Annotated in this window: 22 protein-coding genes; 6 read left to right on the top strand and 16 right to left on the bottom strand. The window is 68.8% G+C overall.

The genetic code is table 11. The annotated features are described in order from the left end of the window. Positions 1–71 precede the first annotated feature (71 nt). The 3 genes from K2F54_RS13825 to guaB form a co-directional block, all read right to left on the bottom strand. Positions 72–1,796 carry a glycerol-3-phosphate dehydrogenase/oxidase gene (locus tag K2F54_RS13825; protein ID WP_220606427.1) on the bottom strand — a complete coding sequence of 575 codons (1,725 nt, stop codon included), beginning with the start codon at positions 1,794–1,796 and terminating at the stop codon, positions 72–74. A 49-nt stretch (positions 1,797–1,845) separates the two neighbouring features. Continuing rightward, positions 1,846–2,955, bottom strand: a complete 1,110-nt coding sequence (locus K2F54_RS13820) for a GuaB3 family IMP dehydrogenase-related protein (protein WP_220606453.1) — start codon at positions 2,953–2,955, stop codon at positions 1,846–1,848. Between the two features lie 205 nt (positions 2,956–3,160). Then, complete coding sequence (gene guaB, locus K2F54_RS13815; RefSeq protein ID WP_220606426.1) at positions 3,161–4,663, bottom strand: IMP dehydrogenase; 1,503 nt, start codon at positions 4,661–4,663, stop codon at positions 3,161–3,163. Positions 4,664–4,937: 274 nt separating this feature from the next. Here guaB and K2F54_RS13810 point away from each other — a divergent pair, with 274 nt between their 5' ends. Genes K2F54_RS13810 through K2F54_RS13795 form a run of 4 tightly spaced genes read left to right on the top strand, consistent with a single transcriptional unit; the run spans position 4,938 to position 8,872 of the window. Continuing rightward, positions 4,938–6,209: a branched-chain amino acid ABC transporter permease gene (locus K2F54_RS13810; protein WP_220606425.1), complete on the top strand. Its 1,272-nt coding sequence runs from the start codon at positions 4,938–4,940 to the stop codon at positions 6,207–6,209. Between the two features lie 12 nt (positions 6,210–6,221). After that, on the top strand, positions 6,222–7,202 hold the full coding sequence (locus K2F54_RS13805; protein WP_220606452.1) for a branched-chain amino acid ABC transporter permease: 981 nt from the start codon (positions 6,222–6,224) through the stop codon (positions 7,200–7,202). 37 nt (positions 7,203–7,239) lie between these two features. Continuing rightward, positions 7,240–8,115: an ABC transporter ATP-binding protein gene (locus K2F54_RS13800; RefSeq protein WP_220606451.1), complete on the top strand. Its 876-nt coding sequence runs from the start codon at positions 7,240–7,242 to the stop codon at positions 8,113–8,115. Beyond that, positions 8,102–8,872: an ABC transporter ATP-binding protein gene (locus tag K2F54_RS13795; protein WP_220606424.1), complete on the top strand. Its 771-nt coding sequence runs from the start codon at positions 8,102–8,104 to the stop codon at positions 8,870–8,872. The genes K2F54_RS13800 and K2F54_RS13795 overlap by 14 nt, the downstream gene beginning before the upstream one ends. 458 nt (positions 8,873–9,330) lie before the next feature. On the opposite strand, the gene K2F54_RS13790 is transcribed toward K2F54_RS13795, so the two are convergent. The 3 genes from K2F54_RS13790 to groES all read right to left on the bottom strand — a co-directional run bounded on the left by K2F54_RS13790 (position 9,331) and on the right by groES (position 12,120). Then, positions 9,331–10,629 carry an ABC transporter substrate-binding protein gene (locus K2F54_RS13790; RefSeq protein ID WP_220606423.1) on the bottom strand — a complete coding sequence of 433 codons (1,299 nt, stop codon included), beginning with the start codon at positions 10,627–10,629 and terminating at the stop codon, positions 9,331–9,333. A 170-nt stretch (positions 10,630–10,799) separates the two neighbouring features. Continuing rightward, positions 10,800–11,729: an EamA family transporter RarD gene (gene rarD / locus K2F54_RS13785; RefSeq protein WP_220606450.1), complete on the bottom strand. Its 930-nt coding sequence runs from the start codon at positions 11,727–11,729 to the stop codon at positions 10,800–10,802. Between the two features lie 94 nt (positions 11,730–11,823). Next, positions 11,824–12,120, bottom strand: coding sequence for a co-chaperone GroES (gene groES / locus K2F54_RS13780; protein ID WP_066597535.1), 297 nt, complete (start codon positions 12,118–12,120; stop codon positions 11,824–11,826). 145 nt (positions 12,121–12,265) lie between these two features. On the opposite strand from groES, the gene K2F54_RS13775 reads away from it, so the two are divergent. Then, positions 12,266–13,483: a class I SAM-dependent methyltransferase gene (locus tag K2F54_RS13775; RefSeq protein WP_220606422.1), complete on the top strand. Its 1,218-nt coding sequence runs from the start codon at positions 12,266–12,268 to the stop codon at positions 13,481–13,483. A 46-nt stretch (positions 13,484–13,529) separates the two neighbouring features. Here the strand turns inward: K2F54_RS13775 and K2F54_RS13770 are convergent, their stop codons facing one another. The 10 genes from K2F54_RS13770 to glmS all read right to left on the bottom strand — a co-directional run bounded on the left by K2F54_RS13770 (position 13,530) and on the right by glmS (position 23,293). Then, a complete protein-coding gene (locus tag K2F54_RS13770; RefSeq protein WP_220606421.1) occupies positions 13,530–14,048 on the bottom strand; it encodes a hypothetical protein in 519 nt (172 codons plus the stop codon). Positions 14,049–14,133: 85 nt separating this feature from the next. After that, positions 14,134–14,832 carry a DUF4190 domain-containing protein gene (locus K2F54_RS13765; protein ID WP_220606420.1) on the bottom strand — a complete coding sequence of 233 codons (699 nt, stop codon included), beginning with the start codon at positions 14,830–14,832 and terminating at the stop codon, positions 14,134–14,136. 79 nt (positions 14,833–14,911) lie between these two features. Continuing rightward, positions 14,912–15,310: a DUF4190 domain-containing protein gene (locus tag K2F54_RS13760; protein WP_220606419.1), complete on the bottom strand. Its 399-nt coding sequence runs from the start codon at positions 15,308–15,310 to the stop codon at positions 14,912–14,914. A 167-nt stretch (positions 15,311–15,477) separates the two neighbouring features. Further along, complete coding sequence (gene tsaD / locus K2F54_RS13755) at positions 15,478–17,139, bottom strand: tRNA (adenosine(37)-N6)-threonylcarbamoyltransferase complex transferase subunit TsaD (protein ID WP_220606418.1); 1,662 nt, start codon at positions 17,137–17,139, stop codon at positions 15,478–15,480. After that, positions 17,139–17,774, bottom strand: coding sequence for a tRNA (adenosine(37)-N6)-threonylcarbamoyltransferase complex dimerization subunit type 1 TsaB (tsaB, locus tag K2F54_RS13750; protein ID WP_220606417.1), 636 nt, complete (start codon positions 17,772–17,774; stop codon positions 17,139–17,141). Before tsaB ends, tsaD begins: the two co-directional genes overlap by 1 nt. 634 nt (positions 17,775–18,408) lie before the next feature. After that, entirely contained in the window at positions 18,409–19,197 is a 789-nt protein-coding gene (locus K2F54_RS13745; RefSeq protein WP_220606416.1) for a sulfite exporter TauE/SafE family protein, read from the bottom strand. After that, the gene (tsaE, locus tag K2F54_RS13740; protein ID WP_220606415.1) at positions 19,194–19,712 is read right to left on the bottom strand and encodes a tRNA (adenosine(37)-N6)-threonylcarbamoyltransferase complex ATPase subunit type 1 TsaE; all 519 of its coding nucleotides are present in this window, start codon (positions 19,710–19,712) and stop codon (positions 19,194–19,196) included. The genes K2F54_RS13745 and tsaE overlap by 4 nt, the downstream gene beginning before the upstream one ends. Before the next feature lie 4 nt (positions 19,713–19,716). After that, positions 19,717–20,943: an alanine racemase gene (gene alr, locus K2F54_RS13735; protein WP_220606414.1), complete on the bottom strand. Its 1,227-nt coding sequence runs from the start codon at positions 20,941–20,943 to the stop codon at positions 19,717–19,719. Continuing rightward, positions 20,940–21,296: a holo-ACP synthase gene (locus K2F54_RS13730; protein WP_220606413.1), complete on the bottom strand. Its 357-nt coding sequence runs from the start codon at positions 21,294–21,296 to the stop codon at positions 20,940–20,942. Before K2F54_RS13730 ends, alr begins: the two co-directional genes overlap by 4 nt. Positions 21,297–21,442: 146 nt before the next feature. Then, positions 21,443–23,293 carry a glutamine--fructose-6-phosphate transaminase (isomerizing) gene (gene glmS / locus K2F54_RS13725; RefSeq protein ID WP_220606412.1) on the bottom strand — a complete coding sequence of 617 codons (1,851 nt, stop codon included), beginning with the start codon at positions 23,291–23,293 and terminating at the stop codon, positions 21,443–21,445. A gap of 33 nt (positions 23,294–23,326) precedes the next feature. On the opposite strand from glmS, the gene coaA reads away from it, so the two are divergent. After that, the gene (coaA, locus tag K2F54_RS13720; protein ID WP_255577109.1) at positions 23,327–24,283 is read left to right on the top strand and encodes a type I pantothenate kinase; all 957 of its coding nucleotides are present in this window, start codon (positions 23,327–23,329) and stop codon (positions 24,281–24,283) included. The last annotated feature ends 108 nt before the right edge of the window (positions 24,284–24,391 follow it).

Here is a 24,391-nt window from a genome sequence, read left to right as displayed (position 1 = left end):
ACCCCGCTATAGGAGGGTCATCCAGCCACAGGGGTCTCATCCCCGCGAGAGCAGACGACGTACGCGCGCGCTCAGTTCGTCACGATGTCCGGCGCCTCCAGCCGCACCCGGTCGGCGGACTCGTCGTCTGGCTGGGTCTGCGAGGCCCGCTCCGCGGCGACCCGCTTGAGGTAGTGCGACACCTCCCGCTCCTCACGCTCGGCATCCCAGTCGAGCACCCCGGCGAGCAGCCGCGCGGCGACCGGCGCCGCGGACACCCCGCGGTCCCAGGCCTCGATCGAGATGCGGGTGCGCCGGGCGAGCACATCCTCGAGGTGCAGGGCGCCCAGGTGGGTGGCCGCGTAGATCACCTCGGCCTGGATGTAGTCGTCCGCGCCGGGCAGCGGGTCGGCGAGCTCCGGCCGCTCCTTGATCAGGTCGAGCAGCTCATCGGTGAGGGTGCCGTAGCGGTTGAGCAGGTGCTCGATCCGCACGGTGTGCAGGTTGAACGACGAGGCGATCTTCGCACGCTTGTTCCACGCCGCCCGGTAGCCCTCGGCGCCGAGCAACGGGATCTCCTTGGTGGTGGACGGCGGAACGAGCCCGTCGAGTGCATCCACCGCGGCGTCGATCGCGTCCTTGGCCATCACCCGGTATGTGGTCCACTTGCCGCCGGCGATCACGACCAGACCGGGCACCGAGTGCCCGACGAGGTGCTCGCGGGACAGCTTGGAGGTCTGCTCGCTCTCCCCGGCCAGCAGCGGCCGCAGGCCCGCGTACACGCCCTCCACGTCCTCCCGGGTCAACGGCACCTGCAGCACGGCGTTGACGTGCTCGAGCAGGTAGTCGATGTCCGCGGCCGTGGCCGCCGGATGCGCCTTGTCCAGGTGCCAGTCCGTGTCGGTGGTGCCGATCAGCCAATGCCGCCCCCAGGGGATGACGAACAGAACGCTCTTCTCGGTGCGCAGCAGCAGCCCCATCGACGATTGGAACCGGTCGCGCGGCACGACCAGGTGAATGCCCTTGGACGCGCGCACCTTGAAGGTGCCGCGTTCGCCGACCATCCGCTGGGTGTCGTCCGTCCACACCCCGGTGGCGTTGACGACCTGCTTGGCGCGCACCTCGAACCGTTCCCCGGTCTGCAGGTCGTGTGCCTGCACGCCGACGACGCGTTCGCCCACCTTGATGAAGCCCTCCACCCGCACCCGGCTGGCGGCGTGAGCACCGTACGCGGCCGCCGTGCGGGCCAGCGACGCCACGTACAGGGCGTCATCCACCTGGGCGTCGTAGTAGGTGATGCCGCCGACGAGGGCGTTGTGGCTGAGGCTGGGCACCAGCTTCGCCACCTGGCTACGGCTGAGGTGCCGGTGGTGCGGAACGCCGGGGCGTCCGCCGATGTACGACAGCACGTCGTAGAGCAGCATGCCGGCGCCCACGTAGGCACGCTCGAACACCCGCTTCTTCAAGGGGTACAGAAACCGCACCGGCTTGACCAGGTGCGGCGCGATGCGCTTGAGCAGCAGTCCGCGCTCGGTGAGCGCCTCCCGCACGAGGCGAAAGTCCAGCTGTTCCAGGTAGCGGATGCCGCCGTGCACCAACTTCGATGACCGGCTGGAGGTGCCGGAGGACCAGTCCCTGGCCTCGAGCAGGCCCACGTTCAGGCCGCGGGTGACGGCATCCAGGGCACAACCGGTGCCGACGATGCCGCCGCCCACCACCAGGATGTCCAGCTCCGCGGACTTCAGGCGTTCGATCGCCGCCGCGCGTTCCTCAGGTCCGAGTTTTGTGGACCTGGTCACCGAATTATCGTGCGTCATCTGCAAACTCCCATCGCCATCGGTGGTGCTTGCTTCGACGCTAGTTCACTCAGTACGGCGCGACAACTACCTCTACCCGCTGAAATTCCTTGATTCCGCTGTATCCGGTGGTCGCCATCGAGCGGCGCAGGGCGCCGACCAGGTTGGCGGTGCCGTCGGCGACGGGGGCCGGTCCGTACAGGATCGCCTCGAGCGGGGCGACGGTGCCCACCTCCACGCGCTTGCCGCGGGGCAGCTGGGAGTGGTGCGCTTCCGCACCCCAGTGGAAGCCGCCGCCGGGGGCGTCGGTGGCGCGGGCCAGGGCTGTGCCGAGCATAACGGCATCCGCACCGCAGGCGATGGCCTTGACGATGTCACCGGAGGTGCTGAGGCCCCCGTCGGCGATGACGTGCACGTACCGGCCGCCGGACTCGTCCATGTAGTCGCGGCGAGCGCCGGCGACGTCGGCCACGGCGGTGGCCATGGGGGCGTGGATGCCCAGGCTGGTGCGGGTGGTGGACGCCGCGCCGCCGCCGAAGCCGACGAGCACGCCGGCGGCGCCGGTGCGCATCAGGTGCAGGGCCGCGGTGTAGGTGGCGGCGCCGCCGACGATGACGGGCACGTCGAGGTCGTAGATGAACTTCTTGAGGTTCAGCGGCTCCTGGTTGCGCGAGACGTGCTCGGCGCTGACCGTGGTGCCGCGGATGACGAAGAGGTCGACGCCGGCGGCGACAACGGTCTCGTAGAGCTCCTGGGTGCGCTGCGGCGACAGGGCTGCGGCGACGGTGACCCCGGCGGCGCGGATCTGGGCGAGGCGCTCGGTGACGAGGGCCGGCTGGATCGGTGCGGCGTAGATCTCCTGCATGCGCGCGGTGGTCTGGTTCGCGGGCAGCTCACGGATCTCCTTGAGCAGCGGCTCCGGGTCCTCGTAGCGGGTCCAGAGGCCCTCCAGGTCGAGAACACCCAGTCCGCCGAGCTGGCCCATCATGATCGCGGTCGTCGGGGAGACGACGGAGTCCATCGGGGCAGCCAGGAACGGGATGTCGAACTGGTAGGCGTCGATGGACCAACCGACCGACACATCCTCGGGGTCACGGGTGCGCCGGGAGGGCACCACCGCGATGTCGTCGAAGGCGTACACGCGCCGAGCGCGCTTGGACCGGCCGATCTCAATTTCCATACTCACCCGCCCAGTTTAGACGCAGCCCACACTCAGCCCGTCCCCGGCGGCCCGGCCGGTGGGCGCGCGGATGCGTCAACCCGGCTCTGCCGCGCGCATCCGACCGGCACCGCCATCCGTCAACTGTTGCCAAAACGGACAATTGCGCCCGGCGTACCGGGCGCAATTGTCCGTTCGGGTAACAGCTACCCGGTTGAGCGGATGGCTAGCGGCGGTAGTTGGGCGCCTCGACCATGATCTGCACGTCGTGCGGGTGGCTCTCCTTGAGGCCGGCGGAGGTGATCCGCACGAACTTGCCCTTCTGCTTGAGCTCCTCGATGGTGCGTGCACCCACGTAGAACATCGACTGGCGCAGCCCGCCGATGAGCTGGTACGCCACGTTCGACACCGGGCCGCGGTAGGGCACCTGACCCTCGATGCCCTCGGGGATGAGCTTGTCGTCGCTCGGCACGTCCGACTGGAAGTAGCGGTCCTTGGAGTAGGAGGTCTTGCTGCCGCGGGTCTGCAGCGCACCCAGCGACCCCATGCCGCGGTAGGTCTTGAACTGCTTGCCGTTGGTGAAGACCAGCTCGCCGGGGCTCTCGTCGCAACCGGCCAGCAGGGAGCCGAGCATCACGGTGTCCGCGCCGGCGACGAGCGCCTTGGCGATGTCACCGGAGTACTGCAGTCCACCGTCGGCGATCACCGGCACGCCGGTCTCGCGCGCGGCCAGCGAGGCCTGGTAGACCGCGGTGATCTGCGGCACGCCCACGCCGGCGACGATGCGGGTGGTGCAGATCGAGCCGGGGCCCACGCCCACCTTGATCGCGTCCGCGCCCGCGTCGATGAGCGCCTGGGCGCCGGAGCGGGTGGCGACGTTGCCGCCGATGACGTCGACGTCGGCGAAGGCCGAGTCGCTCTTGAGCTTGCGGATGATCTCGAGCACCCCGGCGCTGTCGCCGTTGGCGGTGTCGACCACGAGCACGTCAACGCCGGCTTCGAGCAGGGCGGATGCCCGGCGCCAGGCGTCGCCGAAGAAGCCGATGGCCGCGCCGACGCGCAGGCGCCCGGCGTCGTCCTTGGTGGCGTTGGGGTATTCCTCGCTCTTGTCGAAGTCCTTCACCGTGATCAGGCCGGTGAGCCGGCCGGAGTCGTCGACGAGGGGCAGCTTCTCGATCTTGTGGGTGGCGAAGATGGCCACGGCATCCATCGGCGCCATGCCGACCTTGCCGGTGATCAGCGGGGAGGTGGTCATGACCTCGCGCACCTTGGTGGTGTGCTTCTTCACCGAGGAGACGAACCGCATGTCGCGGTTGGTGATGATGCCCACGAGCACACCGTCGTTGTCGACGACCGGCAGACCGCTGATGCGGAACTGCCCGCAGAGGGCATCCACCTCGGCCACGGTGGCATCCGGCGAAGTCGTTACCGGATTGGTAATCATGCCGGATTCGCTGCGCTTGACCAGGTCGACCTGCTCCGACTGGTCGGCGATCGACAGGTTGCGGTGCAGGATGCCCAGGCCGCCTTCACGAGCCATGGCGATGGCCATGCGCGTCTCGGTGACGGTGTCCATCGCGCTGGAGAGCAACGGCGTCGCGACACTGATTCTGCGGGTCAACCGGGACTTTGTCTCGGCCTCGCTGGGAATGACGTCGGTGTGTCCCGGCAGCAGGAGAACGTCGTCGTAGGTGAGACCGGTGAAACCGAAGGGATCTGGCTGATCCATGGAACCTCTTTTACATTCGCGGATGGGGAAAAATGTCCGGAAATCCAAGAGATGTAACCGGTAATCAATGTTAAGCGACAGAAGGCCGAACGCATTCCGTGATCCCAAATCGATCCAGCATCGATCGGGGTACGAAACATATGCGCAATAATCGGCACGTACTGTCAGCAAGGTCGCTGGCAGGCAAGTCCGTGCCAGCTCGAATACGCACCGACGGTGCCGCCATGGAGGTGCAGTGAGCAATACACATGCTGTCCGCAGAACAATGCCCAGAATGTTGGTGCTGCTATTCGGCCTACTTCTGACTGCCCTGACGTTATCCACGTTCGGCGCGAGCGCTGCTCATGCGGATGAAATCAACACTGACCAGTACGACTACGTGCTCTCGGGGAATGTGCAATTCGGTGGCGAACCCATCGAAGACGTACTCATCTCCGTAGAGGGCGGCGGCTACGAGGCCGAAGTCGTGACGGATGCCGACGGCCGGTGGCGCATCGGCGTCCCCGACAACGAGGAGACCTACACGGTCATCCTCGACGAAGACACCCTCCCGGATGGCGTCATCGTCGAAGAGGGCAACTCAGAGACCGAGGCCGAATTCGGCCTGACCGACTCCCGGTCGGTGAACTTCTTCCTCGGGGAGGGCGAACGGGTCACCGTCAGCTTCTTCGACCAGTTCCTCAACCGGTTCGTCAACGGCCTCAACTTCGGCCTGCTGCTCGCCCTGGCCGCGATCGGCCTCTCGCTGATCTTCGGCACCACGGGCCTGAGCAACTTCGCGCACGCGGAGATGATCACGTTCGGGGCGTTGGCGACCTTCACCCTCTCGGTGGCGTTCTCCCTGCCGATCTGGCTGGCCATCCTCATCGCCATCGTGCTCAGCGGTGTGCTCGGGTTCACCCTCGACGCCGCCATCTGGAAACCGTTGCGGAAGAAGGGTGTGGGGTTGATCCCGCTGATGATCGTCAGCATCGGCCTCTCCCTCGCCATGCGGTACACCTACCAGTACTTCTACGGCGGAAGCACCAGCCAGCTGCCCGGCTCCGGCCTGGCCGACATCAACTTCGGTCCGATCGCGCTGTCGCCGATCGACATGGCCAGCATGGGGATCAGCATCGTCGTGCTCCTCGCGGTGTCGTTCTTCCTGCTGCGCACCCGCATCGGCAAGGCCACCAGAGCGGTGTCGGACAACCCCAGCCTCGCCTCGGCGAGCGGGATCGACGTCGACGGCGTCATCCGCATCGTCTGGATCCTCGGTGGATCGCTGGCCGGCCTGTCCGGCGTGCTGTGGGCGTACTTCCGGCCCGGCGTCAGCTGGGACATGGGCTTCCAGATCCTGCTGCTGGTCTTCGCGGCCGTCACCCTCGGTGGCCTCGGTACCGCGTTCGGCGCCCTGATCGGGTCGATCATCGTGGGCCTGTTCGTCGAACTGTCGACGCTCTGGCTCCCATCCGACCTCAAGTACGTCGGTGCACTTGTCGTTTTGATCCTGGTGCTGCTGCTTCGGCCGCAAGGCATCATGGGTCGCAAAGAGAGAATTGGCTAGGGGCTGACGATGATCGACTGGGGAGCAATCTTTAGCAACGCGGCCGTCGAGCTGATCAGCCCGACCACCGCCGCCTACGCCCTTGCGGCGCTGGGCCTGGCAATTCACTTCGGCTACACCGGCCTGCTCAACTTCGGCCAGGCCGGCTTCATGGCCCTCGGCGCATACGGTTTCGCGATCTCCACCCTGAGCTTCGGCTTTCCGGTGTGGGCATCCGTGCTCGTCGGTGTCGGCGCATCCGTGGTCTTCGCACTGATTCTGGGTATACCCACCCTGCGGTTGCGGGCGGACTACCTGGCCATCGTCACCATCGCGGCGGCCGAGATCGTGCGACTGCTGTTCACCACGAACACCTTCGACGCTCTCACCGGCTCCGCCAACGGGCTCAGCGGGTACAAGGGCGGCTTCGCCGACCTCAACCCGATCCCCGAGGGCACCTACGGCTTCGGCCCGTTCGAGTACAACGCCTACGACTGGTGGCTGCGCATCGTGGCCTGGACCATCGTGGTGCTGGCCTGCCTGTTCACCTGGCAGATCATGCGCAGCCCCTGGGGTCGCGTGGTCAAGGCCATCCGTGAAGACGAGGACGCCGTGCGGGCGCTGGGCAAGAACGTGTACTCGTACAAGATGCAGTCGCTGATCCTCGGTGGCGTCTACGGCACCATCGCCGGCATGATCTTCATCCTGCCGCGCGCCGTGGTTCCGTCGAACTACCAGACGTCGCTGACGTTCTTCGTCTACGCCATCCTGCTGCTCGGTGGGGCGGCGACGATTCTCGGACCGGTGATCGGTTCGATGATCTTCTGGGTGCTGCTGTCCTTCTTCTCCGGGTTCATCGCCCGTGCGGTGGAGGCCGGCTGGTTGCCGTTCATGTCGAGCGTGCAGGCCGGACAGTTGCGCTTCATCCTGGTGGGCGTGGCGATCATGCTGATAGTCATCTACAGACCACAGGGCATCTTCGGAAATAAGAAGGAGCTGGCTTTTGTCAAGTAACAGCGTGCCAACGGGCAAGCCCGTCAAGACCGTCGACATGCACATCGGCGAGGCCGTACCCGGCTGCAAGAAGAAGGACCCGATCCTGGTCGTGGACGGCGTCAGCCGCACCTTCGGCGGCCTCACCGCGGTGGATGTGGAACACCTCGAGGTTCCCCGCGGCGCCATCACCGCCCTGATCGGGCCTAACGGTGCGGGTAAGACCACACTGTTCAACCTGCTCACCGGCTTCGACAAGCCCGACACCGGAGCGTGGACCTTCGAGGGCACCCCCATCGGCGGCAAGTCCGCTTTCAAGGTGGCCAGGATGGGCCAGGTGCGCACCTTCCAGCTCACCAAGGCCCTCGGCCTGCTCACGGTGATGGACAACATGCTGCTGGGCGCGAAGGGGCAGATCGGGGAGAACATCTTCCGGTCGCTGTTGCCGTTCCTCTGGCGCAAGCAGGAGGCCGGCAACCGGGTCAAGGCTCTCGACCTGCTCACCAGGTTCAAGCTCGACGCCAAGAAGGACGACTACGCGGCCAGCCTCTCCGGCGGGCAGCGCAAGCTCCTCGAAATGGCGCGGGCGCTGATGAGCGAACCGACGCTGGTGATGCTCGACGAGCCGATGGCCGGGGTCAACCCGGCGCTGACGCAGTCGCTGCTCGACCACATCCTGAACCTGAAGGCCGAGGGCATGAGCGTGCTCTTCGTGGAGCACGACATGCACATGGTGCGTCACATCGCCGACTGGGTGATCGTGATGGCCGAGGGCAAGGTGGTCGCCGAGGGCGACCCGCACGAGGTGATGCGCAACCCGGCCGTGATCGACGCGTACCTGGGCCAGCACCACGATGAGGACCTCGGCGAGGATCCCGACGCCGAGAAGGAACATGTCGGAGCTATTAAGGAGCTGCTCGATGACGAACTCTAGCCCGCTGGTTGACGCCACGCCCGCCCCGGTGCGCAACGCGGTCGTCGAGGTGAAGAACGTGACCGCCGGCTATGTGCCCGGCGTGAACATCCTCAACGAGTGCTCGTTGACCGCATACGACGGTGAGCTGATCGGCATCATCGGCCCGAACGGCGCCGGCAAGTCGACGCTGCTCAAGTCGATCTTCGGCCTCGTGAAGGTGCGCGAGGGTGAGATCCGGCTGCGCGGTGACAACATCACCAACCTCAAGGCCAACAAGCTGGTCTCCAAGGGGGTCGGGTTCGTGCCGCAGACCAACAACGTCTTCCCGACGTTGACCATCCAGGAGAACCTGGAGATGGGCATGTACCAGAAGCCCAAGGGCCTGGCCGAGCGGCTCGAGTTCGTCACCGAGATCTTCCCCGAACTCGGCAAGCGGCTCACCCAGCGGGCCGGCTCGCTCTCCGGCGGCGAGCGCCAGATGGTGGCGATGTCGCGGGCGCTGATGATGGGCCCGCACGTGCTCCTGCTGGACGAGCCCAGCGCCGGCCTCTCCCCCGTCCGTCAGGACGAGGCGTTCCTGCGCGTGAAGGAGATCAACAAGGCCGGCGTGACCACCATCATGGTCGAGCAGAACGCCCGCCGCTGCCTGCAGATCTGCGACCGCGGTTACGTGCTCGACCAGGGTCGGGATGCCTACACCGGCACCGGCCGTGAGCTGCTGAACGACCCCAAGGTGATCGGCCTGTATCTGGGCACCCTCGGTCAGGACGACTAACTCGCGGCATCCGCCGTACCCGCTTCACCCGACTTGCCCCGCTGCCGCCCGTTCCGCCGCCAGCTCGCCGGAGCCTGGCCTGGCCTGCCGTATCGCGCACAGCGGCCCCTGAGCCCGCCAGCGCACACCCTGATCCCCCGCGACGCCCACGCCAGCGGCCTCGCCCCCACAATCCCCGTGTCTCGGCCGGCGGTGGTGCATAACTCCTGCAATTTCTCCCGGCAACGGATGCCCGGCCCCGGAAAACCGCGGAACGGCATCCGGTCGCCCAAATCCTGCAGGAGTTATGCGCCCCGACCGCGCGAGTCGGCACCGACTGCAGCGGGCTGGGCACGCCGCCAGGAGGGCCGGGCACTGAGCAGGGGGGCCGGGCACGCAGAAGGGCCCCGGCCGAAGCCGGGGCCCTTCTGTGTGCGTGCCGTGGCGCCTGTGCGGGCGCCGCGGGTCAGCGGGTGGGACTAGTTGATGCGGCTGTAGGTGTTGTCCGCGTTGAACTCGAAGATGCCGATGGTGGCATCCGTCGGGTCGCCGTTCTCGTCGAACGTGATCGGGCCGGAGTAACCGTCGTAGTCGATCTGCTCACCCTCGGCGAGGAGCGCGGCGCCCTCGGCGAACGTGGTGACGGTCTCGCCGTCGCCGGAGCCGCCGGAGACCTGCTGCAGGTGGCTCGCGATGGCTTCACCCGAGATGTCGTTGGCTGCGTACGCGGCCAGCGCGATCAGGATGACGGCGTCGTACGACTCAGCGGCGTAGCTGAAGTCGGTCAGGGCCGGGTCGACCTCGAGGAGACGGTCGGTGAAGTCACCCAGGGTGGCGGTGTCGAGGCCGGGCAGCGTGCCCTTGGAGCCCTCGATGAGGCCGGCTGCGAAGTCGGCGCTGTAGTCGGCCAGGTTGCCGTCAACGAAGTAGAGCGAGTCGCCCGGGTATCCGCTGCCGACCAGGGCCGGGGTGATGATCTTGGCCTGGTCGAACGAGATCACGGCGATCGCGTCGGGGTTGGCCGCGGTCACTTCGGAGATCTGAGCGGCGAAGTTCGAGTCACCCTCGTTGAACAGTGAGGTCGCGACGACCTCGCCACCGGCTGCTTCGAACGCGGTGGTGGTGTACTCGGCCAGGCCGGTGCCATACGCGTCGTTGAGCACGATGAGGCCGAGGGTGCTGTTGCCGTCTTCGGCGATCAGGTTACCGAGGACTTCGCCCTGCAGCACGTCGGACGGAGCCGTACGCCAGAACAGGCCGTTGTCCTCGTAGTCGGTGAACTGCGCCGAGGTGTTGGCCGGCGAGAACTGCACAACACCGGCGCCGGTGATGGCGTCGATGACGGTGAGGGACACACCAGAGGATGCCGCACCGACGATCGCCGAGACGTCCTGCGAGAGCAGGTCGGTCACGGAGACGGTGGCGGTGTCGGTCTGGGTGTCGCCGGAGTCGCGGAGGATGGCTTCGATGTCGATGCCGAGTCCTGCTTCGTTGACTTCCTGCACGGCCAGGTTGACACCGGCTTCTTCGGGCGGGCCGAGGAAGGCCAGCGCGCCACTCTGCGGGAGGATCGTACCGATCTTCATGGCCAGGTCGCGTTCGCCGGCTTCGATGGCGGTGACGTCGCTGCTCTCGGCTGCGGGTGCTTCGGATGCCTCCGGCTCTTCGGCAGCAGTGCTGCAGCCGGTGAGCAGAAGTGCGCTGACGCCGAAGATGGCGACGCCGGTTACGACGGCGCGTGCCGAGCGGGAGGCCGAGGCCTTAGCGAATACGCTCATGTTGCTCCTAGGGTAAGGGGAATCGAAAGAAGAGCACGGCGAACGATCGTTGCCGTGTTGTAAAAGCTATTCACCTCAGGGACATCAAACAAGGCGGTCGTGTTACAGCCGTGTAACGCGACCAAATCGTTACGAACGGGCCTCTGATCAGGATGCTTGCCTCGCCGCCGCTAAAACGTCTCCGGCACGAGCCGACGTCTGGCCCGTGCCGCGGTGATCATGTCGACCGTGAGCACGATCAGCGCCAGCCAGACCAGGCCGAAGCCGAGCCAGCGCTCCGGCGGCATCGGCTCGTGCAGGATGACCACGCCGACGAGGAACTGCAGCACAGGGGCGACATACTGCACGAGCCCCATCGTGGTCAGCGGCAACCGGCGCGACGCGGCCGCGAAGAACAGCAGCGGAACGGCGGTGAGCACCCCCGACCCGATCAGCCCGATGGTGTGCACGGGCGACACCGCACCGAAGGTCAACCCGGAGATGATCGACACCGCCACCAGTTGGATGATCGCCACCGGGGCGAGCCACATGGTCTCGAGCGTGAGCCCGGTGAGCGCGTCGAGGTGACCGCCGACCCGCTTCTTGATCAGCCCGTACAGACCGAAGGAGAACGCCAGGATCAGCGAGATCCAGGGCAGCCGACCGTAGCCGACGCTGAGCACCACCACGGCGATGAAGCTGATCAGCACGGCCGCCCATTGCGCGGGTCGCAACCGCTCGTGCAGCACGAACACCCCGAGCAGCACGGTGATGATCGGGTTGATGAAGTACCCCAGCGCCGTCTCGACGACATGGCCGCTCAGCGTGCCGAGGATGAAGGTCTGCCAGTTGATGTAGATGAGCGCGCCGGCCAGACCCATGGTCCACAGGATGCGCGGGGTGCGGAGGGCTGCGACCAGCGGACGCCAGGCCCTGGTGCTCAGAATCAGCACGGCGCAGAAGACCAGGGAGAACAGCACCCGCCAGGCCACGATCTCGAACGCCCCGGTGGGCGCGAGCAGCAGGAAGTACAGCGGCAGCACACCCCAGAGCCCGTAGGAGCAGAACGCGAAGATCAGGCCGGTGTTCGCCGGGCTGCGCGGCGGCCGGCCCGCGGGCATCCGTTCGGTCGATCTCTCTGGCACTGCTACCCCTTTAGACATGAAAAATCCCGGATGGCCGAGGCCATCCGGGATTCAACGATAAGCGGTGTGACTAGCGAACGACGACCGCGAGAACGTCGCGGGCCGACAGAACGAGGAGGTCCTCGCCACCGAACTTGACTTCGGTTCCACCGTACTTGGAGTAGATCACCTTGTCGCCGACGGCGACGTCGAGCGGGATGCGGTTGCCGTTGTCGTCAATGCGGCCGGGGCCGACGGCGACAACTTCACCCTCCTGGGGCTTCTCTTTGGCGGTGTCCGGGATCACAAGTCCGGAAGCGGTGGTCTGTTCTGCATCCACCTGCTTGATGACGATGCGATCTTCGAGCGGCTTGATGGAGACCGACACGGTTGACCTCTTTCTTAGCTAAGACGTAGTTAGCAGACTCACAGCGAGAGTGCTAAGTCGAGTTTAGGGCGCAACTGGCACTCACGCAACGTGAGTGCCAATCGGGGTTGGTCGGTCGCGACGTTTCGGTTGATAGGTTTGCGGGATGGATCGCGCCGAGCTCGTGGAGCTGCTCTCACCCGAAGGCCTGCGCCTGCTGGACTCCCTGCCGCCCTATCAGGCCGGCGCCGACGTGGTACGCACGGTCAGTGACCTGCGCAAGGCCGGGCACTCCCCCGCACTGGTCAATGCGGTGCTCTACCAGTCTCGACTGCGCGCCAAGGCGACGGCCAAGTTCGGTGATTTCGCCAGCCGGATGCTGTTCACCGAGGCCGGCCTCGAACAGGCCACCCGGTTGCGGGTCGCCGCGCTGCACGCCGGCCGGTTCGTGGAGGCGGGCCTGAAGCGGGTCGCCGACGTGGGCTGCGGCATCGGCGGCGACGCCATGGCGATGGCCGCGATGGACCTGACCGTCACCGCGATCGACATCGACGAGGTGACCGCCACCGTCGCGAGCTTCAACCTCGCCCCCTTCCCCAGCTCTTCGGTGGTCTGCGCCGACGCGGCCAGCGTCGACCCCACCGACTTCGACGCGCTCTGGTTCGACCCGGCCCGCCGCACGGCCGGCCACGGCAACACCAGCCGGCTGACCCGCGCGGAGGATTACTCCCCCAACCTCGACGACGTCTTCGCCCTCCGCGAGCGGATGCCCATCGGCGTCAAGCTCGGCCCCGGCCACGACCGTGAGCAGATCCCCGAGACCGCCGAGGCGCAGTGGGTCTCGGTGGACGGCAAGCTGGTGGAGATGGGTCTGTGGTTCGGCGCGCTGGCGCGCCCCGGCATCCGTCGTGCGGCGCTGCTGCTCGGCAAGGAGGGCGTGGTCGCCGAGCTGACCGCCCCCGGCGACAGCGAGGACGTGGGGGTGGGCGAGCTCGGCGAGTACCTCTACGAACCCGACGGGGCGATCATCCGTGCCCGCCTGATCGGCGACCTGGCCCGGTCGATGGACGCGCTCATGCTCAGCGAGGGGCTGGCCTACCTCACCAATGCCACGCACACCCCGACCCCGTTCGCCACGGCGTTCCGGGTGCTGGAGGTGCTGCCCACCGATGAGAAGAAGCTGCGCGTGGCCCTGGCGGAACGCAAGATCGGCACCCTGGAGATCAAGAAGCGCGGGGTGGATGTGGATCCGGCCACGCTGCGCACCCGGCTGAAGCTCAAGGGCGGGGAGTCCGGCACGCTGGTACTGACCCGCGCCGCCGGGCACAAGGTGGCCCTGCTGGTGGAGCGGGTCGGCCGGGCCCCTGGGGCACCAGAACTGTAGTCGCTCAGCCGCGGTCGCTCAGCTGTGGTCATTCAGCTGTAATGGGTCAGCTGTAGTAAGCGGGCACCATCTGGGTGTTCACGACGAACCACAGCACGGCCATCAGCAGGCCCATGATGCCGCTGGCCAGACCGAGGATCCACAGGGCTCCGGCCCGGCTCTCGACGAACCGGGCGACGAGGGCGAGCACGATGGCGGCCAGGCTGAGCGGTGCACCCCAGATCACGAAGATGCCGGCCAGCACCCCGATCACCCCGCAGACGACGGATGCGATGCTCAGGCCCCGCCTGGCGGCGTGGGTCTGGATCTCGGCGGTGGTGTACACGTACGGCACCCACTCGGTGGGCGCGGTGATGGTGGACTCGTAGGCCAGCTCACCGGCCGCCGGCGGCCGGGTCAGGCCGGCCGGCGGGCGGCTGGGCGAACCGGCGCGCTGCGCGTCGGCTCGCTCCTGAGCGGCGGCGCGGGCCCTGGCCTCGGCGCGGGTCTGTGCCGGCTCGGGCGCAGCCGAGGTGCCGGGCTCCGGCTGGCGGGGCGCCTGAGTGTGCGACTGTCCAGTGCTCATGCGCGGTCGGGGGCCGTTGCCGCGCGGTGGAGCGAGCCGCAAGGTGCGGGCTGTGGGCTGGACATGGTGTGTTCTCTCGGGTGGATCAGTAGTTGAAGTCGTTGTTGTAGCCGGTCATCGGCATGCTGGCGAAGAGCAGCGACCACAGCAGGATACTCAACAGGGCCACGGCGATGCCGACGAACCCGGTGATCAGGCCGGTGAGCCAGAACCCGCGGGCGGCGGCCTCACGGGTGCGGCCGAGGAAGCCGAGGATCACCGCCGCCACCGGTAGGAACAGGGCGAAGATCCCGCCGACGATCGGCAGGAAGACGATCGGGACGCTGAGCAGCCCGACGATGCCGGCGATCATGGAGATGAGGCTGAGCACGGGCGTCTTCGCGCCGGTGTAGCCGCCGGCAGGTCCGCCGGCGGGCGCGCCGCCGTAGGGCGGCGGGGTGCCGTAGCCGGGAGCCGCGCCGGAGCCGGGCGGCGGCGGGCCGTAGCCGGGCGCCGGACCGGTGCCGGGCGGTGGCGGGCCGTAGCCCGCGGCCGAGCCATCCGGGGCCGCGCCGGAGCCGGGCGGCGGAACCGGAGGGCCGGCCGCGGGGTCAGGCGACGACCCGGTGGGCGACGACCCGGTGGGCGACGAACCCGCGGGCACAGACCCCTCGCCGGGCCCGGCCGCGTTCGACTGCGGGAAGTCGGGCACCTGCGGGACGTCGGGAACCTGGGGGACGTCGGGTACCTGGGGCACCTCGGGGACGTGCGGTACGGCGGGGTCTGGAGTGTTCGGATCGGACATGATCGTTCATTCCCTTTCTGTGACGCGGGGTCCGTCGGGTGGCCTGGGCTCCACCGGCCCGCGAGGGCCGGCGTGAGGCCTAGTAGGTGCCGGTCATGCTGCCGCTGTTCAGCGCTGCCATCCAGGCGATGATGAGGAACGCGAAGACGATGATCCCGGTGATGAGGCCGAGGTAGCCGAGCACGAGTCCGGCGATGGCCAGGCCGCGGCCCTTTTCGCCGGTCTTCTTGATCTGGTTGAGCGCGATGTGGCCGCAGATGATCGCGGCAAGGGAGACGAAGAAGGCGCTGACCAGGGAGATGATCGCGAGCACGTTGTACTTGTCTCCGCCGGCCGGGGCGCCGTAGCCCTTGTCGGAGTACGCGGCGGGGGCAGCCGGTGCGGCACCGTATGCGGGCGCGGTGGGCGGAGCGTATGCCGGGGGCGGGGTGGGCTGGTTGGCTGCCGGCGGGGTGGCGGGAGGATTCTGGTCGGTCATGTCGGAGACTCCTTCGAGTGGGTACAGCGTCAGGGACAGTTCTCGACGTTGGGTTCCGCGGTGCCATAGTGGCACCCACGTCGCAGGGGGTCAACGTGTTGCGACGGCGCGTACCCCCGCGCCCAGAGTATCGTGCCGCCGAGCGAATTGCTGGGCCGGCCGGGTTTTCAGGCCTGGATGAGCGACACCGGCAGGGTGGAGTCCGCCCCGAAATCGAGGGTGGATGGTTCGTGCCCGGCCATGATCAGCTGGGCGCCGAGTGCGGCGATCATGGCGCCGTTGTCGGTGCAGAGCGACAGCGGCGGGATGCGCAGAGCGATGCCGGCCGCATCCGTGCGCTCGATCGCCACCTGGCGCAGCCGCGCGTTGGCGATTACACCGCCACCGAGCAGCAGCCGGGGCACGCCTAGGTCGGTGCAGGCGGCGACGGCCTTGGTGAGGAGCACGTCGACGACGGCCTCGCGGAAGCTGGCCGCCACGTCGTTCAACGGCACGGTCTCGCCGGCGTCGCGCTTCTGTTCCACCCAGCGCGCCACCGAGGTCTTGAGGCCGGAGAAGGAGAAGTCGTAGCGGTGCTTGGCGACGTCTTTCTGATGGCTGAGCCCGCGGGGGAACCGGATGGCGGTGGGATCGCCGGTCGCGGCGACCCGGTCGATCTGTGGGCCGCCGGGGTAGGGCAGGCCGAGCAGCCTGGCGACCTTGTCGAAGGCTTCACCGGCGGCGTCGTCGATGGTCTCGCCGAGCAGTTCGACGTCGGAGACAAGGTCGCGCACGAGCAGCAGCGAGGTGTGCCCGCCGGAGACCAGCAGGGCGATGGTGGGGTACTCCAGCGGCGCATCCGTTGTCACGCCGTCGCCGCGCAGCAGGTCGGCGCCGACGTGGCCGACGAGGTGGTTGACGGCGTAGATCGGCACGTCCAGCGCCACGGCGAGGGACTTGGCCGCGCCGACGCCGACCATCAGGGCGCCGGCCAGGCCGGGTCCGCTGGTGACGGCGATGGCGTCGATCTCGTCGAGCCGGATCCCGGCTTCGGCGACGGCGGCCTGGATGGCGGGCACCATCTCCTCGAGGTGGGCGCGGGCGGCCACCTCTGGCACGACGCCGCCGTAGCGGGCGTGCTCGTCCATGGACGAGGCGATGGTGTTGGAGAGCAGGGTGGTGCCGCGCACGATGCCGATGCCGGTCTCGTCGCAGGAGGTCTCGATGCCGAGCACCAGCGGGTTGCTGCGGTTGATGGGGCGAGCCGGGGCGGATGCGGCGGGGTCGCTGCTTGCAGCGGGGTCGCTGCTTGCGGCGGCGGGCGGCACGCCGGGGGCGGTGGCCGGTGCGGCGGCGGGGGCGGCGGCATCCGTGAAGTGCATCTCGGCGGGCGGAATGGGCAGGCGCATGACGATCGCATCCACGTTGTCTGGTTGGTAGTAACCGCGGCGCACACCGAGGTCTTCGAAGCCGAGCGAGCGGTACAGGTGCTGGGCGCCGGGGTTGTCTGCGCGCACCTCGAGGAAGGCCTCGCGGGCGCCGCGCTTGCGGGCCTCGGTGATGAGGCTCTGCATGAGCACCCGGCCGAGGCCGTGGCCGCGGGCCTCCTCGGCGACGGCGATGGTTTGGATGTCGCTCTCCGGCGAGCGCGGGGCCGCCTGCAGTCCGGCGTAGGCGACGATGTGCTCCGGGGAGTCTGGCGGGAAGGCGACGAGGTAGTAGCAGCCGGGGTCGGCGACGTCGCGGGCCATCATCTCGGTGGACCAGGCGTCGTTTTCGAAGATCGACGTCTCGAGGAGCATGATCGCGTCGACGTCGGCGGGCTTGGCCCTGCGCAGCTGCCAGGTCATCAGCTCACCCGCTTGGGGCCGGTGGTGGACACGGTCACGTCGGGTGAGCGCAGGTAGAGGGCCTCGTCGGAGGCGAACGGCAGACCGGCGGCGAAGGTCAGTTCGGCGACCATGCCGAGGTCGCCGGCCGAGATGGTGGCGGCGTCGAGACGGGGCAGGGCGGCGTGCACGAAGTCCGCCTCGAGCAGCTCGGCCGGTTTGGCCAGGGCCGGGGGGCCGATGCGCGCCGGCAGGTGCTGGGCATCCGCCCCGCTATACGCGGACCAGTAGACCTCGCGTCGACGGGCGTCGGTGACCACGAGCAGCGGGCCGGTGTGGCCGGTGCGGTAGTGGCCGTAGGCGATGGCGTCGTGGCTGACCACGGGCACGAGCGGGCGATCGATGCCGAGCGCGAAGACCCGGGCGGCGGCGATGCCGACGCGCAGGCCCGTGAACGGGCCGGGGCCCATGCCGCCGACGACGCCGGACAGGGCCGCGACCGGGACCTGGGCCTCGGTGAGGCACTCCTGGATGAGGCGGCCGACCACCTCGGCGTGGCGCATGGTGTCGGCGACGCCGCGTTCGGCGAGCACACCCCGGGCAAGGTCGACGACGGCGACGCTGGTGCCGGCGGAGGTATCAATGGCGAGGAGCACCCGTCCAGCCTATTCGGCCAGCGGGCGTGCCTTTGCCGGGCCCGCGCGCATCCGCCGGCCCGAAGGCACGCGAGAGGACAGTTGCGGCCCTTTCACGCGCCTCCAACGGGCCGCAAGTGGCAACTCAGCTGAACGCTCCCCCGTGAGAGGACAGTTGCGGCCCCTTCAGGGGCGCGCAACCGGCCGCAAGTGGCAACTCAGCCGAACGCACCGGTCGACGCGCCCGCCCTCACGCGAGAGGACAGTTGTGGCCACTTCACGCGCCTCCAACGGGCCGCAAGTGGCCACTCGCCCACACGCTCCCCCGCGAGAGGACAGCTGCGGCCCCTTCAGGGGCGCGCAACCGGCCGCAAGAGGCAACTCAGCCGAATGCACCGGTCGACGCGCGCGCCCCTCCACGCGAGAGGACAGTTGCGGCCACTTCACGGGCCCCAAGGGGCCGCAAGTGGCAACTCAGCTGAACGCATCCACGCGAGAGGACAGTTGCGGCCCCTTCACGCGCCTCCAACGGGCCGCAAGTGGCCACTCGCCCACACGCTCCGCCGCGAGAGGACAGTTGCGGCCCCTTCAGGGCCGCGCAACCGGCCGCAAGTGGCAACTCGCGGGCGGGCGGGGGCAGGCGGCGGGGCGGGGGTCAGGCGCGCCTGGCGCGGATGGCCTTCACGGTCAGTTGGGCGGCGGCGAGGATCAGCAGCACGGCGAAGAGGATGCTCGACAGGCGCGGTGGGATCAGCACGGCCAGAGCCACCCCTGGCACCGCCGCGACCGTGGCCGCGGCGCCCACCACGAGGCCGGCGGGCAGGTCCACCAGGTGGGCGCGCAGGTTGGTCACCGTGCCGACGATGCTGGTGGGCACGAGCACCAGCAGGGAGGTGCCCTTGGCGATGAGGTCGCTCACGCCGAACACCGCCACGAGGGCCGGCACCGCGATCACTCCCCCGCCGATACCGAACAGGCCGGATGCGATGCCCATCGCCAGGCCCAACGCCACGTAGCCGAGCACCACGACCCAGTTCAGCTCGAGGGCGGCGCCGCGCTCCGGCTCCACCACGAGCATCCGTGCGGCGACAACGAGCAGCAGCGCGATGAACAGCCAGCGCAACCAGACCAGCGAGATGCGCTGCAGCAGGTTGCTGCCGATGACGGCGCCCACCACGGCCCCGGCGGCGATGATGCCACCGGCGACCAGGTCGATGTGCCCGGTGGCCAGGTAGGTGAGCGAGCCCACGATGGAGGTGGGCACGATCGCGGCGAGCGAGGTGGTGGCCGCGCGGCGCTGGTCCATGCGTACCAGTGCCATCAGCAGCGGCACCATCACGATGCCGCCGCCGACGCCGAACAGGCCGGACAGCAGCCCGCCGATGATGCCGGTGAGCACGAGTGCGAGCCAGTACCGGGCCCCGGTGGGGCGGGTGGCGGTCATGCGCGCACCGGGGAGTCCGGGCCGGCCTGCCAGCGTGGGCCGTGGCCGGTGATGGTGACGGTGCGCGGTTCGGGCAGGTCGAGGGCGGCGGCGTCTTCGGCGTCGACCGCGGCGTCGACCGACGCCTCCGAGGCGCCGACGGGACGCTCGATCTCCACGTCGAGCCAGGACTCGGTGATGCCGTCGAGCAGCCCCCGGCCCCACTCCACGACCACGATCGAACGGGCGAAGTCGATGTCGAGATCGTCCAGTTCCATGGCGCTGGCCAGCCGGTAGGCGTCCACGTGCACCAGCGGCGGCCCGCCGACGGTGCTCGGATGCGTGCGCGCCAGCACGAAGGTGGGGCTGGTGACGGCTCCGCGCACCTGCAACGCCTCGCCGAGGCCGCGGGTGAAGGTGGTCTTTCCGGCGCCGAGCGGCCCGGTGAGCACCATCAGGTCGCCGGCGCGCAACCACCTGGCCAGTTCACGGCCGAGGTCGTGCATCGACTCGGGGTTCGGGATGATTCGGCGCATCGGGCTAGGACTCTGCTCGCTCGGCGGCCGTGGCGTCGGTGTCGTCGGCGGAGGCGGAGGCGGAGGCGGAGGCGTCGGCGTCGGAGGCGTCGGCCGAGGCATCCGTGCCGGTGACGGCGGCCGGCAGGTACCGGCGCGGCACGCGGGCGCCCACCCGGGTGACGATGTCGTAGTTGATGGTGCCCGCGGCGGCGCCCCACTCGGCGGCGGTCGGCGCGCCGGTGGCGGCGTCGCCGAAGAGCACCACGTTGTCGCCCACGGCGACCGGGGCCGAGCCGACGTCCACGAGGAACTGGTCCATGGCGACGCGACCCACCACCGGGTACTGCACCCCGTTGATGGCCACACTGGCGGCGTTCATGGCCTGCCGGGGCACGCCATCCGCGTAGCCGAGCGGCACGAGCGCGAGCGTGGTGTCGCCGGCGGCGCGCCACAGGTAGTCGTAGGAGACGCCGGCGCCGTCGGCGACCCGGCGCACCGCGGCGACCCGGGCGCGCAGGGTCATGGCGGCGGTGAAGCCCAGTGCGGCGGAGTCGGCGTCGGCGAACGGGGATTGCCCGTAGATGCCGATGCCCAGCCGCACCATGGAGTACCGGGCGGCGGGCAGCCGCAGCGCGGCCGCGGTTGAGGCCAGGTGGGCGAGGTCGATGGTGAGCCCGGCCGCGAGGGCGGCGGCGAGCCCACGGTCGAAGCTGGCGATCGCGGCCTCGTCGTCGGCCGCCGAGGTGTTGGCGAGGTGGCTGAACAGGCCGCGCACGCGCAGCCGGTCCACCCGCTCGAATGCGGCGGCGAGGGTGAGCACCTCGGCCCAGTCGGCCTCGTCGACACCGTTGCGGTTGAGGCCGGTCTCGAGTTTGATCTGCACGTTGGCGGTGCGGCCGAGCCGGCTGGCAGCATCCGCGGCCTGGCGCACCTGCAGCGCCGACGACAGGCCGAGGTCGATGTCGGCGACGATCGCCGCGGCGAAGTCGGGTTCGGGTGAGTGCAGCCAGGCCAGCAGGGGCGCGTCGATGCCGGCGGCGCGCAGGGCCAGGCCCTCGTCGATGTCGGCGACGCCGAGCCAGTCGGCCCCGCCGGCGAGGGCAGCCCTGGCCACCTGCACGGCGCCGTGGCCGTACCCGTTGGCCTTGACCACGGCCATAGTGTGCCGGGTGCGGATGAGCCGGCGCAGGTGCGCCACGTTGGCCTGGATGGCGCCGAGGTCGATGACGGCCTCGCGGAACTCGCTCATGCGCCTCCCTCCATCACGACGAACGCGCAGGCCACCCCGGCGTCGTGGGTGAGGCTGAGGTGCACGCTGGTGACGCCGCGGGCGGCGACCGCGGCCTGCACCACACCGCTGAGCGCGAAGGAGGGGTTGCCGTGCGGGTCGGTGATCACTTCCATCTCCTGCCAGCTGGCGCCCACGCTGTCGCCGAGCGCCTTGATCAGGGCCTCCTTGGCCGCGAATCGGGCCGCCAGGGAGTGCGTCGGCAGGGTGCGCTCGGCGGGCGCGAACAACCGCGCCACCAGCCCAGGGGTGCGCGCCACCTGCCGGTCGAAGCGTGCCAGGTCGACGATGTCGACTCCGATGCCCTTGATCATGCTGTGCTCAATCTCTGGGGTAACAACCAGACGGATGCCCGGGCCTCGCGCCGCATCGCGAGGCGATGAAGCGACGAGGCCCCGGCATCCGTTTCTCGGGGTCTGGCCTGTGCGACCGGTTTATTCGACCTGTTTATTCGACCGTTTTATTCGACCGTGACGGACTTGGCCAGGTTGCGCGGCTGGTCCACGTCCAGGCCCTTGGCGGTGGCCAGGCCGATGGCGAACAGCTGCAGCGGCACCACGGCCAGCAGTGGCTCGAAGAGCGGAGCGGCCAGCGGGATGTGGAACACGGAGTCTGCGAACGGCAGCACCGCGGCGTCGCCCTGTTCGGCGATCGCGATGATGCGGGCACCGCGGGCGCGGATCTCCTGGATGTTGGAGACCACCTTGGGGTGCAGGTGCGCCGACCCGCGCGGGCTCGGCACCACCACGAAGACCGGCTGGCCGGGTTCGATCAGCGCGATCGGGCCGTGCTTGAGCTCGCCGGCGGCGAAGCCCTCCGCGTGGATGTAGGCGAGTTCCTTGAGCTTGAGCGCGCCCTCGAGCGCGATCGGGAAGCCCACGTGGCGGCCGAGGAACAGCACCGCACGGGAGTCGGTCATCCAGGTGGCGAGCTGCTGCACGGCCTCACCCTGCAGCAGGGTGGTGGCGATCTTCTCGGGGATGGCCTGCAGCTCGGCGACCTGCTCGGCCAGTTCCTCGATGCTGAGGGTGTTGCGCACCCGCGCCAGGTGCAGGGCGAAGAGGTAGAGCGCGGCGATCTGGGCGGTGAAGCCCTTCGTCGACGCGACGGCCACCTCGGGGCCGGCGTGCGTGTAGATCACGGCGTCGGACTCGCGCGGGATGGTGGCGCCCTGGGTGTTGCAGATCGAGATCGCCTTGGCGCCGGCCTCGCGGGCGTACTTCACGGCCATCAGGGTGTCCATGGTCTCGCCGGACTGGCTGATCGAGATCACCAGGGTGTGGTCGGTGAGCACCGGGTCGCGGTAGCGGAACTCGTGGCTGAGTTCGACATCCACCGGCACCTGCGCCCACTTCTCGATGGCGTACTTGGCGGTCTGACCGGCGTACGCGGCGGTACCGCACGCCACGATGACGATGCGCTGGATGCCGGCGAGCACGTCGTCGCCGAACGCCACGAGCTCGGGCACCACGGCCTGACCGTCGTGGATGCGGCCGCGCAGGGTGTTGGTGACGGCATCCGGCTGCTCGGAGATCTCCTTGGCCATGAAGCTGGACCAGCCGCCCTTTTCGCTGGCGGAGGCATCCCAGGCGATGTCGAACTCTTCGACCTCGACGGGGGTGCCGAAGAAGTCGGTGACCGAGACGAGGTCGGGGGTGATGGTCACGATCTGGTCCTGACCGATCGCGACGGCCCGGCGGGTGTACTCCACGAACGCGGCGACGTCGGAGCCGAGGAAGTTCTCGCCGTCTCCCAGTCCGATCACCAGCGGGGAGTTGCGGCGGGCGCCGACGACGACGCCGGGCTCGTTCTCGTGCACGGCCAGCAGGGTGAACGCGCCGTCCAGGCGCGCGACGACGGTGCGGAACGCTTCGCCCAGGTCGCCGAGGCGGCGGTACTCGCGGCCGAGCAGCACGGCGGCGACCTCGGTGTCGGTCTCGCTGAGGAACGTGTAACCCTCGGCGAGGAGTTCCTCCTTGAGCGGCGAGAAGTTCTCGATGATGCCGTTGTGGATCAGCGCGAGCTTGCCGTCGTCACCGAGGTGGGGGTGGGCGTTGCCGTCGGTGGGGCCGCCGTGGGTGGCCCAGCGGGTGTGGCCGATGCCGGTGACCCCGTTGGGGATCGGGTGCGCCTCGAGCTCGGCGGCGAGCACGGCGAGCTTGCCGGCGCGCTTGGCCGTATTGAGCCGGCCGTCCTTGTCGATCACCGCGATTCCCGCGGAGTCATACCCCCGGTATTCCAGGCGACGCAGTCCTCCCATGAGCACTTCGACGCTTTTGTTGTCTCCGACATATCCCACGATTCCGCACATGGCCCTGATTTTAGTCGCACTATGCTTGGTCAGATGTCCGAGCCGGTGGCGAGCCCCAGTAATAACGGTCACAGCACCCCGTTCGTTGAACTCGATCGTGCTGTGTGGGCATCCCTCGCACCCTCCACCCGGTTGCCGCTGAAGGAAACCGAAGTGGTGCAGCTGCGTGGTCTGGGCGAGCCGCTCGACATCAACGAGGTGTCGGATGTCTACCTGCCGCTCAGCCGCCTGCTCAACCTCTACGCGGCGGGGGCACGCCAGCTGCACCGCGACACCAGCGCGTTCCTCGGCCAGCGCGCCCAGCACACCCCGTTCGTGATCGGTGTGGCCGGGTCGGTCGCCGTGGGCAAATCCACCATCGCCCGGCTGCTGCGCGAGCTGCTCGCCCGCTGGGAGGACACCCCCCGGGTGGAGCTGGTCACCACAGACGGTTTCCTCTTCCCCAACGCCGAACTGGCCCGTCGCGGGCTGATGGAGCGCAAGGGTTTCCCGGAGTCGTACGACCGGCGGGCCCTGCTGCGCTTCGTCAGCGCCATCAAGAGCGGCGCCGAAGAGGTGCGCGCACCGTTCTACTCGCACCTGAACTACGACATCGTGCCCGACGCCGAGGTCATCGTGCGCCAGCCGGACATCCTCATCGTCGAGGGCCTGAACGTGCTGCAGCCGCCGTTGCCCGGTCACGGTCTCGCAGTGAGCGACCTGTTCGACTTCACTATCTATGTAGACGCCCGCACCGCCGACATCGCGCGCTGGTACGAGGACCGCTTCCTCCGGCTGCAGCAGGGCGCGTTCACCAACCCGAAGTCGTACTTCCACCGGTTCGCCTCGCTCAGCGAAGACGAGGCCCGCGCCCGCGCCCGCACCATCTGGAGCACCATCAACGAGCCCAATCTGCTGCAGAACGTGCGTCCCACCCGCTCCCGCGCCACCCTGGTACTGCGCAAGGACTCCGACCACACCGTCGACAAGGTGCTGCTCCGCAAGGTCTGACCGACGGGCTCGATCAGCGTTCGGGCGCGACCCGCGGTCGGCCAGGGACAGCGCGACAGGCCGGTCAGGCTTGATTTCTGTTCGGGGCCGATCCGCGGCTGATTAATG

It is taken from the genome of Cryobacterium inferilacus (genome assembly GCF_019599185.1).
GTDB lineage: Bacteria > Actinomycetota > Actinomycetes > Actinomycetales > Microbacteriaceae > Cryobacterium > Cryobacterium inferilacus.
The sequence above is the reverse complement of the archived record's forward strand: the minus strand, read 5'-3'. Positions and strand labels throughout refer to the sequence as shown.

Coding starts and splice junctions, on each gene's coding strand:
- guaB (WP_220606426.1), bottom strand. CDS start 4,663: ATGGATCAGCCAGATCCCTTCGGTTTCACCGGTCTCACCTACGACGAC.
- K2F54_RS13820 (WP_220606453.1), bottom strand. CDS start 2,955: ATGGAAATTGAGATCGGCCGGTCCAAGCGCGCTCGGCGCGTGTACGCC.
- K2F54_RS13800 (WP_220606451.1), top strand. CDS start 7,240: ATGCACATCGGCGAGGCCGTACCCGGCTGCAAGAAGAAGGACCCGATC.
- K2F54_RS13765 (WP_220606420.1), bottom strand. CDS start 14,832: ATGTCCGATCCGAACACTCCAGACCCCGCCGTACCGCACGTCCCCGAG.
- K2F54_RS13790 (WP_220606423.1), bottom strand. CDS start 10,629: ATGAGCGTATTCGCTAAGGCCTCGGCCTCCCGCTCGGCACGCGCCGTC.
- K2F54_RS13825 (WP_220606427.1), bottom strand. CDS start 1,796: ATGACGCACGATAATTCGGTGACCAGGTCCACAAAACTCGGACCTGAG.
- coaA (WP_255577109.1), top strand. CDS start 23,327: ATGTCCGAGCCGGTGGCGAGCCCCAGTAATAACGGTCACAGCACCCCG.
- K2F54_RS13795 (WP_220606424.1), top strand. CDS start 8,102: ATGACGAACTCTAGCCCGCTGGTTGACGCCACGCCCGCCCCGGTGCGC.
- tsaE (WP_220606415.1), bottom strand. CDS start 19,712: ATGCGCCGAATCATCCCGAACCCCGAGTCGATGCACGACCTCGGCCGT.
- rarD (WP_220606450.1), bottom strand. CDS start 11,729: ATGCCCGCGGGCCGGCCGCCGCGCAGCCCGGCGAACACCGGCCTGATC.
- K2F54_RS13730 (WP_220606413.1), bottom strand. CDS start 21,296: ATGATCAAGGGCATCGGAGTCGACATCGTCGACCTGGCACGCTTCGAC.
- K2F54_RS13770 (WP_220606421.1), bottom strand. CDS start 14,048: ATGAGCACTGGACAGTCGCACACTCAGGCGCCCCGCCAGCCGGAGCCC.
- alr (WP_220606414.1), bottom strand. CDS start 20,943: ATGAGCGAGTTCCGCGAGGCCGTCATCGACCTCGGCGCCATCCAGGCC.
- glmS (WP_220606412.1), bottom strand. CDS start 23,293: ATGTGCGGAATCGTGGGATATGTCGGAGACAACAAAAGCGTCGAAGTG.
- K2F54_RS13760 (WP_220606419.1), bottom strand. CDS start 15,310: ATGACCGACCAGAATCCTCCCGCCACCCCGCCGGCAGCCAACCAGCCC.
- K2F54_RS13775 (WP_220606422.1), top strand. CDS start 12,266: ATGGATCGCGCCGAGCTCGTGGAGCTGCTCTCACCCGAAGGCCTGCGC.
- K2F54_RS13810 (WP_220606425.1), top strand. CDS start 4,938: ATGTTGGTGCTGCTATTCGGCCTACTTCTGACTGCCCTGACGTTATCC.
- tsaD (WP_220606418.1), bottom strand. CDS start 17,139: ATGACCTGGCAGCTGCGCAGGGCCAAGCCCGCCGACGTCGACGCGATC.
- K2F54_RS13745 (WP_220606416.1), bottom strand. CDS start 19,197: ATGACCGCCACCCGCCCCACCGGGGCCCGGTACTGGCTCGCACTCGTG.